General features: G+C 57.5%; 7 protein-coding genes, 1 tRNA gene and 1 rRNA gene. All 9 read right to left on the bottom strand.

What is annotated here, in order from left to right; translation table 11 throughout:
* Positions 1-86: 86 nt before the first annotated feature.
* Positions 87-839: an HNH endonuclease gene (locus CMN55_RS00865; protein WP_293947622.1), complete on the bottom strand. Its 753-nt coding sequence runs from the start codon at positions 837-839 to the stop codon at positions 87-89.
* Positions 839-2,800, bottom strand: a complete 1,962-nt coding sequence (locus CMN55_RS00860; RefSeq protein ID WP_293947621.1) for a DUF2326 domain-containing protein — start codon at positions 2,798-2,800, stop codon at positions 839-841. The genes CMN55_RS00865 and CMN55_RS00860 overlap by 1 nt, the downstream gene beginning before the upstream one ends.
* Positions 2,790-7,154, bottom strand: a complete 4,365-nt coding sequence (locus tag CMN55_RS00855) for an Eco57I restriction-modification methylase domain-containing protein (RefSeq protein WP_293947620.1) — start codon at positions 7,152-7,154, stop codon at positions 2,790-2,792. Before CMN55_RS00855 ends, CMN55_RS00860 begins: the two co-directional genes overlap by 11 nt.
* 3 nt (positions 7,155-7,157) lie before the next feature.
* On the bottom strand, positions 7,158-9,926 hold the full coding sequence (locus CMN55_RS00850; protein ID WP_293947619.1) for a DEAD/DEAH box helicase: 2,769 nt from the start codon (positions 9,924-9,926) through the stop codon (positions 7,158-7,160).
* Positions 9,927-9,930: 4 nt separating this feature from the next.
* A complete protein-coding gene (locus CMN55_RS00845) occupies positions 9,931-15,105 on the bottom strand; it encodes a DEAD/DEAH box helicase (RefSeq protein WP_293947618.1) in 5,175 nt (1,724 codons plus the stop codon).
* Between the two features lie 643 nt (positions 15,106-15,748).
* Positions 15,749-16,537: a site-specific integrase gene (locus CMN55_RS00840; RefSeq protein ID WP_293947617.1), complete on the bottom strand. Its 789-nt coding sequence runs from the start codon at positions 16,535-16,537 to the stop codon at positions 15,749-15,751.
* 2 nt (positions 16,538-16,539) lie between these two features.
* A complete protein-coding gene (locus CMN55_RS00835; RefSeq protein WP_293947616.1) occupies positions 16,540-17,082 on the bottom strand; it encodes a tyrosine-type recombinase/integrase in 543 nt (180 codons plus the stop codon).
* 139 nt (positions 17,083-17,221) lie between these two features.
* Positions 17,222-17,298: transfer RNA gene (locus CMN55_RS00830), tRNA-Met, on the bottom strand.
* Positions 17,299-17,489: 191 nt separating this feature from the next.
* A 5S ribosomal RNA gene (rrf, locus tag CMN55_RS00825) occupies positions 17,490-17,604 on the bottom strand.
* Between the last annotated feature and the right edge of the window lie 26 nt (positions 17,605-17,630).

Raw genomic sequence — 17,630 nt, 5'->3', positions numbered from 1 at the left:
TGGACGCCGAATGGCCAAGACCCGGCATAGCCGGGGCTTGGTTCACGACAGCCCGGTCCGGCAATGCCGGACGCGCTTATTGATTGTTAGTTCAGGAAATGGTGCGCCCTGTGCCAAGCGAGTTTTTCCCTGTGCTTGTCGGTCAACTGGATTGGCACGTCCCAGCGTAACTCGGCGCGGGCCGTCTCGCTCAGGGCCGGCGAGAATTGTGGTCGGCCTTCATCGTCAAAGGTCACCAGGCCCCGGTCGAAGGCCGCGTCCCATAGCGCCGAGAGCAGAAGACCGTTGTGAATGTCCAGACGTTCGGCGTCGCTCGCGCAATCCTTCCAGGGGATGATGTGCGAGGCACGGACTAGAGCGGTATCGGTGATGCCAGTGAGCGGGCATTGACCGTTCCAGTATTCCAGGAGGCTGGTGCGAAAAATGTCCTGTCCAATACGCTGCACGACAAGACGCTCGGTCTCGGTTGTTCTGGGGAGCCCCTGTACCTTCGCCTGGAACGTGCGAAGGGGCGCATCCGGAAGGCTTGCAGCGAGCCGGTAAATCCGAGGCAGGATTAAATAGAGTTCCCGCATTGTCCCGAACCGGAAGCGTGATAAGCCAGGGCCCTGCAGCGGGTCGGCCGCCAGGCCCGCTTCCGTGATCACGCCTCCATGGTCGAGCGCGAGGAACCATGGGCCAGCCGGACCTTCGGCAGCCAGCCAGATCGTTCCCTGCGCCGTCGTCGACTGGAACGCCGCCCACCCATCGGTCTCACCAAGCCGACGCCGAAAGCCATGCTGTTCAGCGGCCTTGCTGCACTCGGTTGAGACGATGAAACTCTGAGGGCTTTCAATCATCAGAAGTCCATCGCAAACAACCGCGCCTCAGGCGGTGTGGATGAGAGCTGCAAACGCATCGCTTCGTGAGCAAGCGCCTGCTGCGAAGGGGCTGTTGTTGTGGTGACGATATACTGGAAGGGCGGAGGGCTTGACTTTTCTTCGAGGCTCAAAACGAAATCAAATAGATTCGAGTATATATCAGCGTCCAGATCAGCTTCGCGTGGACTGTCATGGATGAGGAATGACGGTATGCTCGCGTTGCCGTTCGCGGAAAGGATCATCGCAGCCAGATCGAACGCCACGATCTTGAATGACTCCACAGCGGCCGTAGAAAGCCCGATGCCGCGGTCAAGAAGTATCTCCGGATGCAAACCGTTCCCGTCCAGCCACATTTTGCCGGAGCATCCTCGGGGCATGAGACTCGCGACAAGTTGCTGGAATATGGTTTCGAGGTTGCCGATAGCGGCAGCAGCGCGCTCCCGTTCCAATCGCATAGATTCACGCAGTCCATCTATTTGACTCTCGATAGATTCCACGCGTGCGCTGACCGCAGCTCGTTCACTCAATTGGCGGTCAAACCAATTTGCTTCCCGCACAAGTTCCCGCGCGCTTATGTGTTTCTTGTCTTCGTCAGACAGCTGTTTCTCGACTTTCACGAACGCCTCATCAATTGCGGCGATCTCCCGATCCAGGCTGGCTATCTCTGCATCTAACCTGGAGATCTCACCGGGGAGCGTTGACCTTTGCTGCTCCATATCCGCAATCCGCTTCTCCGCGCGATCAATCCGGGTTCGAACCTCGTCGAGATTGCAGCGCTGCAGCGAGATCCCGCAGCCGTTGGCTTTCACTTCGTCGATGTTCACGTGGCAAATTGTGCATCGGACGATCACGCCCGTCTCCAGCCGGGCTTGTTCCGTGCCCTGCTCGGTACGTGCAGCGGCAATTTCGTTCGGAATGCCTTTCAGTAGAGCCTTTAAGTCAGCCCTTTCCTCAACAATTTTGTTTCGCTCAGCCTGAAGCGCTTGACGCTTTTTTTGCTGATCCGCGCTCCGCGTACGGCCCTTCGTATGATCCGTGCCCGCGACTTTTGCCAGTTCCTCATTGGCGCGATCGATGAGCTCTTTCCGTACGATCTCGTCGGACGGATCGCGATCCTTCGGGTATGAAAGGCTTTCGCAGAGTTCATCAAACCTCTGTCGCTGAAACCAATCGAGGTGACCCAACTTCTGGCGAAGTCTATCGCGCTCGTTTGAGAACGTCCTTGCCTGAGCAGACGCTGAAACTTCCGCTGCCGACAGAGCGCCAATTGCGAGGCGAACGACGGTCAGCTTTGTTTCAAGAGACAGTTCCTGCGCGGGTGATCCGGACCCAGACCGTTTTGATCGCCAGTCGAACACATCATCCAGTCGGCACTCCTGGTCGCGAGCAAGCCATCCGAGCAGCACGTCCCAGACCTGGTCTGATTTGAGATTATCAGGCACCTGATCGCGATAGCCGGAGCAGAACCGGTCAGAAATCACGGGTGCGATCGTTTGGGGATTGGTGCCGACCAGCAGTTGGTCGAACGTGTCCTCGATACGATTAGCTTGCACCGCGCGCGACGGCAGGTTCATACCGATCGGACGGGTCACAACCCAACATTCACCGTCGACCATGATCTCTGCGCCGACAAACCCGTCGGGCAGTTTGTGTTGCATCAGCGGGCGCTGGTCTTCGTTGGAAAAATGCCGTTCCCCGAGGCAATAACGGATCAGGCGGCAGAACGTCGACTTCCCGCTCCCGTGCGGTGTGGCGCCCCTGCCATTGGTCGAAAGATCGGGCGACCAGATGATGTTGACGCCCGGGCGAAGCGAAATGTCACGCAGGAGTGTTGAGGCATCCTGCCAGAGTGCAACGCGCCTGACCCAAAGCCGTGGCCCCTGCTGGCCTTCCGGCAAGGTGAACTCGATCTCTTCTGGTTGGAAGAAATCAGGCTGCAAGGCGACCCTCCTGAATGAAAGGGAGGATGTCAGCAGACACCCGCGTCAATCCCTGTTCCAGATCGACGGCCTGAAGCCTTGACCATGCGAAAAGTGCCCGTCCGACTGCCGGGTCGTCAACGCTTAGGGTTGATCGGTCGAGAGTTGGGCCCGCGCTCCATGCGTCGCCATCCGGCGATACAGTCAGAACGGCCGACGACACAAGCTCATTGAAGGCCGCGCCCCACGCCGCGTTGGTTGGCGGCACCAATTGCGTCACGCCGGACGGATGCCCCACGATTCGCCGCCACTCCTGGCGATCTGTATCAGAAAGGAAGCCGTCGAGCAGGCTCGGTTGCAAGCAGGCCAGCGTCGCGAGACGCACGCGGCGGAGGTCGGAGGACTTCGGCAAAATGCCTACCACCGCCCGAAGCTGGGTACGGACGCGGTCGCGCTCATCGACACCTTGCGGCCATGCCCAGACGCCAGCGGCAATTTGCTCAAGTGGCGGGAGTTGAATGGGTGACGGGACGGGCGTAGCGACAACGTCGGCCAGGCCGAGTTCGGAAAAAATTGCCCTCGTCCGTTCTTTTTCGAGGAACCGACCCCAAATCTCGGTCGATTTATCCTTCCAAATCGGAAATGTGTCGAAGACATAGCCAATCTCATCGGCTTCAAAACCGAAGAGGTGGAAATATAGCGCATCGACCCAAGCGCGGAGTTCGATACGTTGCTCCAAATCAATTACGCTAAGATCAACACGATCAAGCTCATCACAAAATCTTGCGACGCTACCCGATGTGTTAGTCAGGGACGCCACTGCATTGAGTAAGGCCTCTTCATGGCGAGCAAGATTATCGCGTGAAACTACAAATGTTTGAAGTAGCATCGACTTAGTGAAATTAGCCCCATAAAATTTTTGTCGTAGCAAATAGTCGTATGGGACTGAGTTAAACATGGAAAGAAAAAGAGCAGAGGCGGTCGGATCACTCTCGGCTATCACGACATTCGGGCACTTGTAGTTGAATGCGGTCGGACCAACAATGCAACCCACCGCTGTTCTAAAATTGCTGATGACATTCGTCGTGTCTCTGAACGCGATGTTCCAATCGTAATTAATCCGCCTGGAAAGAGTATTCTCTTCATAGAATTTACGCCTCACCCAATATCGCGGCACAATTTCAAAACCTCGATCAGCCTTTTGCTCTTCCGTTGGGTTAATCGTCGCTGCCTTGATGCCAAACCTCTTTTCGACAGGAATTCCATCAAAGGTTGCAAAGCGATGATCGTACTGGTGGATGAATTTGCCCTCATAGACAGGCGCAAACTCCTCAACACCCCGCACAAACCAAGAGCCCCTGAGTTCGAATCCATCTCCTTCTAGGCTCTCTCTGCTCCGCAGTTCCGCCGCGTCACCTGTCATATGGAGGCCGCTGGAATAGCGAGCGCTCCAATCCGACTGCCCTAAGGTAGGCAAGGAATTAGAAACACGCGTGAGAATCCGGAGGTCATCAGGAGTCTCGCATTGCGGGAGCGTTCCAGTCTCTGGATTCACGCGACGAGGAAAGGCCCTATCAACATCAATGACCGACTTGCCATCAGATAGCTGAGCTGGGTTCGTAAGGCCGACTGCAAGTTGAATACTCGCATCGGGTTGGGCTGGTCCCATTGTCGCCAGAGAGTAGCGCTCATGAAATCCAACCGACGAAAAGAGCATCTCCCAGTTCTTGAAATCAAACACGGCATGCAACTGTCCGCTAACGATCAGCTTATCTGTGAATGCCTTCCATGTTGATCCTGTAAACATCAATGATTTTAGTATCAAACCTGACCAACCTGACTTTTTGATCAAGTGTGTCGATAGTTCCCCAAAAAGGGGATAAAGATTCAATTCGCCGACAGCGGATTGAGGGAATCTGCCGGAACCGCGAACAAACGCCCCCCTCGCCGAAGCCTCTCTTTGCGCGTCGTTCCAAGCCTGAGCGAGTGCTGGCGACCGCCTCAGTTCTGCCTCGATCGCCTTTTTGCGTTTTGTAGCGTTGGCCTCAGCGGCGATTTCAGGAATGCCGACGAAAAATTCCCTCTCGAGAATAGTGTATTTTTCCCACGGCGGGTTGCCCAGCACCACGTCGAACCCGCCGCGCTGCATCACATCAGGGAATTCCAGCGGCCAGTGAAAGGCGCGGGCGCGGCGGGCGGCCATGGGCGCGTCCATCATCGCCTGCCTGATTTTGCCCTGATTGAGGGCCATCCACAGCTCCTCGGTCGTCGGCACTGTGCGGGCCGAGGCCCCCGCCGGTGCGCCGCCCACCTTGGGCAGCAGGAAGGCCGCGACATAAAGGTTCGCCGCCGCCCTCGCCCACACAAAGGCCTGCCCCTTGCGCAGTTCCATGAACCGCGCAGCCTTGGCCCCGATCTGTTCGACCGTATCCTCGGGCAGTTCGCGGAAGCCCGAAAAATCCACCGCCAGCGGCTTCATCTCGGGCATGGCAACCTGGCCGGTGCCGAAATCGAACCCGCCCTGACCCGACGTCGCAGCGCGGTTGGCCTGCAGGTAGTATTTCGCCGTGTCCTTGTCGTCGCCGGTCAGCGGCTTATAGGCGGCATCGGGGATGCCGTCCTGCAGCACCTTCAGGTCGAACACCCCCAGCAGCGCATCGCCGCAGAGGATCTGCGCGTCGAAGAAGCCCAGCGGAAGGCCGGGGTCCACCGTCTCGATCCAGAGCGCGACCTTGGTCAGCTCCACCGCCATCGGGTTGCGGTCCACCCCGTGGATGCAGCAGCGCGCGACATCGCGCAGCGCATGTCGGAAATCGGCGAGCGAGGGCGTGCCCTCGGCGCGGATGCGGGCGAGGCGCGTGGCGATGCGGCGGGCGGCGGCCAGCAGGAAGTGGCCCGAGCCGCAGGCGGGGTCGATGACCGCGAGCTTCAGCAGCGCCTTGGCGGGATCGGCCGCCTCGGCCTCGGTCTTGTCGAGCACGGGGTCGAGCGCGGTGTCGAGCAGCGCCTGAACCAGACTGTCGGGCGTATAGTAGGAGCCGGTGGTCTTGCGCTGGTTGCCCTTCTGCTCGGCGGCCTCGGAGGCGAAGAGCAGCGTCTTGCCGTCATCGCCCAGCTGCGGCTGGAGTTCGAGGAGGGATTCGTAGACCGAGCCCAGTTCCTCGGTTTCCATCGCGCGCCAGTTGACGGGGACCATGCCAGATTTGTCGGAGAGCCAGGACAGGCGGTAGAGCGCCTCCATGAAGCCTTTGTTCCGCAAGCGCGCGGTTTCGAGGTGGGGCAGCTTGTCCTCGGAAAAAAGGCCGCCGAGGGCCGGCAGGGCAAGCCGCTCCTCTCCATGTGCGAGGGCGCGGAAAACGACCTTGATGCCTTCAAAGCGGTCGAAGTGCTTATCCCATGTAGCAGCGCGGAAGCATTGTGTACGAAGCGCAGCGAGACTGTAGCCTTCGGCGTACAGCTTGCGGGCGTCGGCCTTGGCCTTTTCCGGGTGCAAGAGGTTCCGGTCTTCAGCCACCATGAGGAAGATCAAACGGTAGACGAGGCGCAGGAGCTCGTTGAACCATTCGGTGAGGTTCGCTTCGCCGGATTTCAGTTTGGCGGCTAGGTCGGGGTTAGCCTCGAGGAAGCCGGAGCCGAGCACCTTAAGTGCGATCTGGACCTGATCGGCCAGACGGTCGCGGGCCGCTTCGCCTTCTTTGGAGCCGGTTTCTCGCCACCGTTCGAGGGCGCAATCTGTGGCGGGTGCACCTTCGGCTCCGAAGCGGGAGCGATGGATTATCAGTAAGAGGGCGGCGAAGGATGCTGCATCCTCATTGGCAAAGATTTGGGCCAGGTCGGCTTCAATGTATGCGGGCCGCGTCAGCGAGGCATTGTCCCGCATGAGGCGAAGATGGGTGCCGTTGATCACAAGGCCCCACAGCGCCTCCTCCCTGTCATTGAGATAATCCTGAAGGGCGAAGGCCGGAGATCGCGAGCGATCAACGGAGAGCGTTGGGCTTCGTTTGTCCAGCGATTCCTCCGGCGGAACCACGACAACTGGTATGCGGGTCCCCGCGATGAACGAAATGATATCGCCTTCAGCGACAAGATCGTCGAAACCGAAAGTTTCTTTGAGAAAATTCCGGACAAACCGGCGCGTGGCATCAACGGAAGGGTTTTCAAGCGCCGCAAAGGCATCGTAATGCGATTGCCCAACACGAAAAGCGGTCGAGATTTCCTCGCGTGCCGTCAGTCCCTTGCGAACACCGTAGGATTCCTCAGATTGTTCAGGCGCTTCCCTTCGGTCAATTTTAGCGACCATTGCAGGCGCAATGAGATTGCCCTCAAGCGTGAGAGAGGGCCATGCCGACATATCTGTGACGGGTTTACGGGCCATGGCTTATTCCTCGCTCGGCATCAGGACAAAGAGGCCGATCACATCGGGCGGCAGAACGGGTTCCACGCTGACGCGTGAGGCCGATCCCGCCGCAGCCCTGAGGCGCGCGTGGTCTTGCACAAGCTCATCAGCCCGCGCCCTGACGAAATCCGCGAGAGGCCCTTCGATCAACAAAGGCAGGTCTTGCTTTGCCCCGGCAATAAAGCGGTCACGCGCGACCGGCGCGAGATCAGCGACAGCGGGTGTGGCGAGGAGATCCCGCGCCGCGTCTCCAACCGCCAGCACCTCTGTACCCTGAAGAGCGACGAGGGCGGCTTCCTCTGCCAGTAGCAGGCGCTCCTTCCGGGCGTGAACCGTCAGCTTGAAACGGATACGCAGAAGTGCGAGGCGCGTCATCTGCTGGACGGCCGGCGTCGGCCATGCCCCGACACGACCAATTCCAAGCTCCGAGAGCGTCTCCGGATCAAGCGAGGCTTCGACCAACGACTCCGCCAATGTTGCCGTTAGCGGATGTGTCCGGGTCAGAAGCGCTGTCCCGGACGGTGCAGGTTCAGCCATGGCGAGGTGCACAGACTTCTCCATGCCCCTCTGTGCCAAGCGTTCTTTGAGGCCTGTGTTCAGGGCGTGGACATGCGCAAGCAATACAGACTTGCGCTGCTCAAGTGGCACCCCGAAGCGCGCCATTGCCCGTTCGACAAAGCCCCTTGCTTCCTCTGGCGATCCGAGGAGATTCCGCACCTTCTCCCATTCGGGGGCAACTTCCTGTGGCTTCATGGCATTTTGCGCGAATATCGCCCGCGATTTCTTTTCCTTGTCGGACGCATCACGCCAGCGCGTCTCCATCACTTTCGTGCCGTCGCCGAGACGCAGATCAAGCACCATCTGCTGGCCGGAGCTTCCTCGCCGCAACATCATCGATGCCATCAGCGCATCGGTCACCGGCCCGCGTTCATCAGGCAGCGGAACGATTACGCCCGTTGCCTTGCGGATTTCTTCGGCCTTGCGCAGGATCACATCCAGAACGGCCCCGTCGATCGCGCTGTCCGGCGAGAACATCATGATCGAGCGAACCAGCTCTGCAGGCTGTCCAAAGCGGTCGACCCGCCCCTCCCGCTGCTGATGCCGTGTCGGATTCCAGGACAGATCGTAATGTACAACCGCATCGAACAGCTGTTGCAGGTTGATCCCTTCGGACAGACAATCGGTAGCGACAAGAATTCGCTGAACCTCTTTCTCCCCCTCGGCGGACGCCATTTCAGCAACACGATCCCGCCGCTCATCCGGCGTCAGAACGCCGGTGACAGCTTCAATGGCGAGCTTTGGAAAAGACTTTCTGAGACGATCGCGGACATGTTCCGCTGTTGCTAGGTAGCGGCAGAAGACGACCGGGTTAGCTCCCTGCTTGATAAGAGGCGTCAACGCCTCAACCAAGGCTTCGAGCTTTGGATCGACATTTTGGAGGAGGACTTCCGCCCGCTCGATGAGCGCTAGGAGCGCCGGATCGGTTTCGAAAATGGTGTTTGGTTCGATATCGACGGCGTCCTCATCATCTCCGTCCTCGTCGTAGATTTGTGGCTCGAGACGATCCGCCTCATTAGCGGCGCGATTGCGCAGGGCGCTCAGCGCCGAAGCAGGAGATGAGCCGGCACAGCGCATGAGGGCAAGAGTGCCCCAGAAAGCCAGTCGGCGCTCACGTTGGCCTGCTCCGGCTTTCGAGACGACCCCCATACAGTAGTCGATAGCCTCTTCCTGAAAATCCAGATGGGCCTGTGACAGACGATATGGGAATTCGGTGGTTTCATGTTCGGGAAAGGCCCGATTTTCACCCCAGTCCCCAGAGACAAGATCGATCCGTCGACGCTGCACAAAGTGCCGCGCGAGACGTTCTCTGTATCTGCTGTCTTCAAAGTTCATAGAGGCGAAGGAAGGATCGGTCAGCGAGAGTAGACGCGCGAAAGCTTCTTCATCCCCGGAATGTGGAGTTGCAGTGAGCATTATCATGCGCCGATCCGGATCTCTGGCGAGGCCCGACAGGAGCTCAAAGCGCTGTTGCCGGCCTTTATGTGTGCCAACGCAGGCATGAGCCTCGTCGACGACTACAAAGTCGGGGCAAGCGCGAGCAAAGCTTTCCCGGCGTTTTTCGGCCTTGATGTAATCGAGACTGACGACTGTGAAAGGGTAAGCGTCAAACAGCGTCTGCGCGAGAGGAAGGCCACGCTCCAGTCGCACCGCCGTCCCTGAAGTGACCGCGACTGCGTCGATGCCGAAGCGAGACTTCAATTCTACGAGCCACTGATCGACAAGATGCGGTGGACAGAGGACGGAGAAAGCATCGACCTCGCCTCGGTCCATCAGTTCCCGAAGGATGAGGCCAGCCTCAATGGTTTTTCCGATCCCGACATCATCTGCAATAAGCAGCCGCGGTATCTGAAGGCGGAGCGCCATAAGCAGCGGGACCAACTGGTATATTCGTGGCTCAAACGCAAGCTGAGCTGCGGAGCGAAAGGGGCCCGCGCCACGACGCAATGTCAGTCGCAGCGCATCGGCCAGCAGGGCAGCCTTCGACTGTACCGTGGATACAGCATTCTCCGGCAATTCAAAGCGCGCCGGTTCGACCGGCATTATTTCGAGCGATGGGTCAAGAATAACCGTATCGTTCTCGCTGCCTGAAAGCGGGCGAAGGGCAAGAATGTCCTCGCGCGGAGCAGGAAGCGCGACCCATTCTCGCCCCCGTGCCCGGACCAGATCACCTGGTGCAAAGTTCACAGTCATTGCATCAGCCCTTCACCAGCGAAATCATTTCCTCCGGCACACCCGCCGAAGGGTTATCCAGAAGCTCGAATACAGTCCATCCCTTGGCCTTCGCGGTTTCCCGTGCCGCTTCGGTCAGAGTCGTAGTGGCGGCAGCAACGAAATGGCTCCGCCACGCAAAACTGACCTCCACATCAGCCAAAGTAATTCCGGAGGTATCCGCCGGTGGGAGACCGCACTCTGCAAATGCTCCCTCCCAGCTTTTCTCAGCACCGGATCTCTCTGGAGCCGCCGCCACGATGACCTCCCCCCGCGCCAGGTCGATCAGCAACTGCCTAGCCTCTTCGCTCGTCCGGTCGATCATTTCGTGATCCGGCTGATTGAAGTAGGACAGCAGACAGCGATAGCAGCCGCGAACGCAGGCCTCATCATCTCGATCCTCCAGCAGATCGGCCGTCCCACCAGCGATTGCCTCATCGACATTGTCAAAATGCATAAGGTAGAGCGCCTGACGGGCCACCTTACTCAGAGCCTTTGGGTCTTCGACAAGCCGGTTAAGAACGCCTGCGCCGCCTTCGGTAGCTTCATAGGCTAGAATTGCTCGGCGGTTGTCGCGAGACGGGAGAGGCTCGCCGAGTATCTCCCCCTCCTCCAGTTGGAAAGCAACTTCAATGCCCCGCATCAAGGCATGTTGAACGGTTGGGATGGTTTCCAGGGAGTAGGCTTGAGGCTCTTTAAAACGCAAGAGCAGCGCATTCTTCCGATCACGGACTATCGGCACGATACGAACCGGCCTGACCACGTCCGGCGGAACATCCTCGTCTGGATTCTCGTCTTCGGACTTAGCCCAATAGCCGCTACGCGGATCAATCATGAATCCATAAACGGTTTTTTCCTTGCGGCGCTTGAGGCCCTTGTTGATCCGGCTAATCTCGGCGCTGTTCGCATATTGCAGAACAAGGAGCGATGTCTCCTCGCATTTGAACTCGACCTGTGTGATCTGAAGACGCTCATCCTTTTTTGGCCAGGCGAACACAGTCTGAATGTCAAAGCCTTGTCGGACCCGCTCTTCGTCATTTGCAGTAATCCGTTCTACGGGCGCCGTTTCGACGTTGTCGATTCGCAAAGTCCGTTTGACCGGAACCTCACCTGCCATGTGTCCGTCGCAAGCGTGACACCTTTCCGCTTCACCTTCGTGGCAAGCTCCACAATTAGGGCAAATGTAAATGTCTTTGGTCGCTAGTTCTGAGCCATCGCCCGTTCGAACCTCGGGCGGAAGCTTCGCTTTCATGACACGATAGGCTCGTCCCTCGTGATAGATGAGGCTGCGAGGTCCAAACTCCGAAATCGCAAGGAATCGAGCACGCTGAAGGAAGGAGCTGGTTTTGCCCTCGCCAGGCACAAAGGCATAGAGAGGCAGGCGTGGAAAGTTGTATCCCGGCAAGAATCCTTCTGTTGCAAGGTAGCGATAGGAATAGAAGTCAGATCCGTTTGACGCATTGCCCTGTTCAAGAATGGCGATCTGATCACTGGCCTGCATCTGTGCGGCCTTGATCTTCCGGCGATCGGCGCCAGATAACCCAGGAATCTCTGAGCGTGCATTGGCTTCAGAGAGCTGCGTCCGAGCTGAATTATAGAGCTCGCGCCAGCGATCGAATGCACGACCAAACTCCTGCGGCGCCTTCATGGCAACCTCGAGCACGAAGTCGTCAGGATCACCCATCCAAATCGGCGGCTTGTTGTCGACCGAGGTCAGGATCTGATCTAGCACGCGCTTCATTGGTGCTCTGGCGCTGGTGACCAGGCCAGAGTTAAGGATGACTTCGCGGATTTCCTCTTTCAGCGGGTATTCATCCTGCTTGAGATCAAGAATCTCCGGGATGTCGGGCGAGAGGGAGAGCTTCGTCTCAGCAAGCCAAACCGCATGGAGATGGCAGCGCACCAACTCTTCGTTGGTAATGTCGAGAGCAGGCGGCCTGACGACCCCAGCGACCATGTCATTACGCCGCTCGAAGAAATACTGATCGTGCGGCGACTGCGCAGCGCAATAGGTCATGATCACAGCCGCCTGTCCCGATCGCCCGGCACGGCCTGCTCTCTGGGCATAGTTCGCGGGCGTTGGGGGGACATTTCGGAGATAAACCGCATTAAGTGCCGAGATATCGACGCCAAGTTCCATCGTGGGAGAACAGAAGAGCGCCGGGAGGAACTGGTCAGACTCTCCAGCCGCCTTAATCTCGCCAGCATGCTCCTTGAGCTCGGCGAGGTCATCCTCCTCAAAACGGAAACGCCATTCCCGCCACTCGCGTTGCTTCTGAGAAACCTGGGCAGTATGCTCACGCCCCTCCAAGCCCGAGAATGAACTTTGACCCCTCTTCAGGTCTTCCGCGATCGAGCAGTAGAGATCGTTGAAATAGCGGTTGCCCTGCGGCTCTCCCGCGCTAATGGCTTTGCCTGGCACCAGGCGAATGGCCGAGGGCGTTAGGCGCCAACCACGAAGATCCTCTTCAATTTCGACAGAGGAAACGAGACCTTCCTCGGCGAGAAACTCCAGAAGGCCGTTCACAAAGTTTAGGTAATCTTCCTTTCCTAGCTTAGTGCCAATGACGCTCTTTCGATTTATCAATCTGGCGATCCGTGAATTGTGGCCAGCCCGCAGAATTGTCTGCTCCTCTCGCAGCCCAAAGCGATTCTTGCCCGGGGCTTGGAGAAATAGCGTTGTCCGGCTTCGCGGACTTTCCTTGAGATCGATCGACCAAGGCACGCGTAGCAAGGAACGAGACTTCTGCGCCACGCCGTCGAGGACGGCCAGTTCCAGCGCCTCCGTGCCGACCGCCAGGCCTTCAAGCATCGCTCCGAGAAGCCTCTTCAGTAACTGCTTTCGAGCGTCATCATCCAAAGCCCCAAGATCTGGCAGGATGGCCAATAGTCGACCTTTGTCTTCCGCGATCTCGTCGAGCCCAATGAACTCGACATCAATAAGCTGAAGGACAGACAGGCTCGGATTCGTGTAACGCCAGCCTCGTCGTAAGTCAGTCCAGACCCGATGGGCCAGAACCTTGGCCAAAGAGCGCTGAGCATCCTCACGGATAACTGCGCCAGCAATCGGATCCAGCATCCAGTGGATCCGTGCTCCCTTATTGGCAGCCGTAAATCCCAGGGCTTTTACGACTCGAAGACCAAATTCATCTTCAGTCAGGCCGTCCTCGCCAGCATCGAGAACAGCACGCAGTATCGCGCCGCGGAGCAGGCTTACGAAAAGGAAATCGTTGAAATGGCCAGCCTGGAGGGCAGCGTCCTGGCGGTTATCGGTGAAGCCTAGAATCTTCCGCTTCTCTTCCGAAACGCCGCTCTCAGACTCGTTCATCCATTGGAGGGTGCTCGAAACGAGGAGCGTGGTCGCGGAACTTCGTCCTTCACCAGACAGCCCTGCAAGCTTGCTACGTTCCCGCATGCTAGGGTGAGGTTCGTCTAAGCAACAGGGGCAGAAACCGAACTTGCCGGGTATGAACCAAAACTGGCTGCCAGATGCGTGATAGCGACCATCAGGTGAAAGGCGCACCATCTCAGGTATGCGTTTCTTGCGATGTGCCCTCAGACGCTCAACGCCGTTGCGGTCCTCCCGCCAGTCTTCGGGGTAGGTTTCGATCTCACCAGTGAACGCGTAGTCCGGAACGCCTTCACCTGTAGGAGTCAGATAACCAGCAACGTCCCCATCCTCATCATCCTCAATTGGGGTGTCATCAATATTGCGTGGTAGGAATCGAAAACCGCCTTCGTCTTCAATCTTCGTAACCACGTGAAATTCATGCCCGCATTCCCGACAAAACCGGGTGGGGTAGAGACGATTACCTGGGGCCTCCGGATCTTCGAGCTGGCCTTCAAACAAGACACGACGGGGCTGGTCAGTTAGCGTCGTGAAAATATCCCCGGCCCCTGAGATGAACCGATGAAGCTTGAAAGCCAAAAACGCGCCACTCCCGGCCCCACCGCGTTCGGTTTCAGGCAGACTGATACATGTCAGAAAAGTCTCTAAGGTTTGCTGACATGTTGCGGCGTCGACGCCGCTGTCGGCTGACAGCTTTTCTACAGCATCTTCAAAGGGAATGGGCTTTCTGCGCTTGAGTTCCAGACCGTCTTGAAGACCAAGCATCAGCTCAGTCCACACTGCGAGCGGATGTGTCGTCAAAGTCTCATCGGTCATGTTGGTTGGGAGTTCGCTCCGAACCAACTCTGGAAGTTCAGGGAGAACATCTGTCAAATTCAGCGTGTCATCAGTCGCGCGCTGCAGGGATTCATCGATGACGGCATCCGGTCCGATTGAGGCGCCAAAAATGCGTGAAGCCACCTCCGCCACAGCCACTGCTCGGCCCTCTTCGGATCCTTCACTGGCCATGGTCGCCGATGTACCAATGCAAAGCGGAGCTTTGTCGGGAGTGCAGCGATCCCTTAGGCGCCGCACAAGAATGGCCACATCAGCACCTTGCCGCCCCCGATAAGTATGAAGCTCATCAAGAACGATGAATTCGAGGCCACGGGCATTCTCTATGACCTGAGTATCAAGGCTGTCTTGACGGGTCAAAAGGAGCTCAGCCATCATGAAGTTCGTAAGCAGGATGTCGGGCGGGTTTGCCGCAATCCGCTGGCGCTCTTCCTTGCTTTCCTGACCAGTGTATCTTTTTACGACGGGTTTAAGGTCGTTCGGCAAGCCCGATTGGGAGATAAACTTATCGATCTCCTTGATCTGACTATTGGCCAGAGCGTTCATCGGATAAATGATGATAGCTCGCGTTCTCGGCGAGCCCCCAGCCTTTCGAGCCCGAATAATGGCATCAACGATAGGAACAAAAAAACAGAGGGACTTACCAGAACCAGTCCCTGTGGTTACAACAAAACTATTGCCAGCATTGGCCTTCGCGATCGCCTGTCCCTGGTGCCTGTGAAACCTGATCGGCGTTGGTCCGAACCGAAAGACCTGGGCGGTAGCTGAATCAAGATCGCCCGAGTTGACAAGGTCGTCGACGGTTGGCCCAGCTTCGTAGCGCGGGTTTAAAGAAAGAAGCGCGTCGGGCCAGAAACGGCCATCATCATACGCACGCGCAATCGTCTCATTCAGATCCGGCGCCCCGATCTTAGTGAAAGACCGAGAAAAATTGTCGTAGCTCTCAATGAGATGGTGATCGAATTGAAAGGCCTTCATCTCTCGTCCTGCCCCTCAAACATGAAATCGTTGCCCTGAACTCCGCGCACTTTTTTAGAGTTTTCAAGAAAACCGCTTTCCAGTTCTTGCAGCGTGAGTTTCCTCATAATTATTTTTCCTCACTCAAAGAACTTTTCCTCCACTGTGTCCAAATAAAAAGCGTCATTTGACCTGATTTTTCTTGGGCACTATGGCTTGATTTGCGACTGAACACTCTTGAATATAGGCCCGCATAAACTCCCTCAGCACCTGAGCCGCAGGTTTATCCTGCTTACGGCAAGCTTCCAGAAACTGCTCACGCAGCTCCCTCTGGACGCGAATGCGGAGGCCGACATCCTTCATGGCGCTAGAGTGTAACCAATGGATACACGTTTTTGTAGCTCAAAGTTGTGAAAATCAAAGACAGCAACAACTGCATTTACGGCATTTTTCTTAAGGCCTTGGGCTATCCCTCGCCTTGATGCCCCACGGGCTGGCTCGGACGGCTGAACGGCTTCCCTCTCAGCCTGACAGGCGGCGCACCGCAATCGCTCGCTGCTGGACGATCTATAAGCGGCGGCCTTTACCCGTCCAGGTCCATTGATGCCCATCGGGCTGGACCTGACGGCTCCTGAAGCTGCCTTCCGAGCCTGACGGGTTTAGATCATGCCTCCGGCCTCTTGCCGGAGTCGTCGTCCTTGGTGGATTGCTCTTTGCGCTTCGGTCTCTCGCGCCGGACATTGACCAGTGATGTGTCGATCATGTCCTTAAGATGGGCCGCATAGTGCTTCTCGATCATCTCGACGCTGGTGCGGCAGTTTTTAGCGACCTGATAGATGTCAGCGCCTTCGAGAAGGCGGAAGCATATATAGCTGTGTCGCAGGCTATAGGCCGTGCGGGCTTTGCCGTTGCGGTCAAACTTCAACTTCGCATCCGTGAGGATGCGGTTGAACATCTTCTTGAACTCGCCCGGGAAAAGCGGGTCGGTCAGCTTCGGGGGCGCTGTCTGGACCACATCCGAGCTGTCATCGCTTTCCCGATCAGCAACTGGCCGCTCTCGGTCACGCAGCCGCTCGAACGGGCGCACCGCGCCGGGCATGCTTTTACAGTAGCCGACGCCGCGCTTGCCACGCACCTCGATCTCAAGAATTTGCTGACCGGAGTATTCGTCCTCGACGATCTCAATATCGCGGAACTCAAGATGCCTTACCTCGTCGGGCCGGAGTCCAGTGTTTGCCATGAAGAGCACAAAGTCATGCAGCTGCTCGGCATGCCACTTGAAGCGTTTGGTTTTGGGGTTATCGGCGTTCGCGCGCGTCGCCTGATATAGCTGCTTATATTCGTTGGGCGTGAACCATGGCCGATGCTCGACCTTGCTCTGCCGCCGGTATGGGTCCGACAGGTCGGGCAGGTTCTCCAGCCAGCCATGACGCTGGGCTGTCTTGAGCACCATGCTCAGAGTGACAACTTCGTTATGGATGGTATTGCGGGCGGCTTCCAGGGCTTCGGCTCGGCCTGCTTCTTGGCCTTGGCCTTGGCCTTGCCCTTGCGGCCCACGTCTTTGTCGGCTTGCTGATCGGTCGGATCGTCGCGCTTGGGCTCCGTCATCCGGTGAACACGATATTCCTGCACCAGACCGGAGGTGATCTGGTTGACGGTCTTCTTGCCGAAGAAGGGCACTAAGTGGAGACGGATACGGTCCTTGTGGCCTTGCACCCATTTCGGGGAACGACGGCCTCGGGTGATGGCTTCGTATTCCTCCTCGAACTTCTTCGCTGCCTCGGCAAAGGTCTTGCCGGTGTGCAGCTCGCCGAACCGGTCCTTGGCGCACAGTTCGAGATACCAGTCCTCGGCCACGTCCTTGGCACGGGCGAGGCTGCGTTCCTTGGTGCTCTTACGCCACTCCTTGCCTTTCATGTAGGTGGAGCAGTGCCATGCACCGCCGTCTGCGCGGCGGTAAATGCGGACTTTGTCGCCTAGGGTTCGGTGTATCTCCATGGTACGCCCATTGGTGTGATTTTGTGTGAGTCCTGTGCGACCCATTTTTATTATATCACAGGGCGATTCCGGAAAGAATCGGAAGGTTTCAGACATAAGAAAAACCCCTCTAAGTCAGTGACTTAGAGGGATTTCAATTTGGTTGCGGGGGCAGGATTTGAACCTGCGACCTTCAGGTTATGAGCCTGACGAGCTACCGGGCTGCTCCACCCCGCGGTAATTCTGTTTTTGTGGAAGGGATTGTTTGTCCTTCCGATTGCGGTGTGGCCCGGTTTGTATGTTGGCTTCCGGCTTTCGCCTACAGGCCTGGGCTGCTCCACCCCGCGGTAATTCTGTTAAGGTAAAAAGCACCCTGTTGGGTGCTTTTTACCTTGATAGCGTAAAGAGGATGTTTCTGTTTTTTGCGGGCCTGGCGGCGACCTACTCTTCCGTGTCTTAAGACAAAGTACCATCGGCGCTGGGAGTTTTCACGACCGAGTTCGGAATGGGATCGGGTGCAGACCTCCCGCCATGACCACCAGGCCGGCAAAAAGCAGAGATGTTGTTTG

Origin of the sequence: Sneathiella sp., from assembly GCF_002694385.1 — a bacterium.
Taxonomy (GTDB): Bacteria; Pseudomonadota; Alphaproteobacteria; order Sneathiellales; family Sneathiellaceae; genus Sneathiella.
Note: the sequence above shows the minus strand (reverse complement) of the source record. Positions and strands in the feature narration are given on the sequence as shown.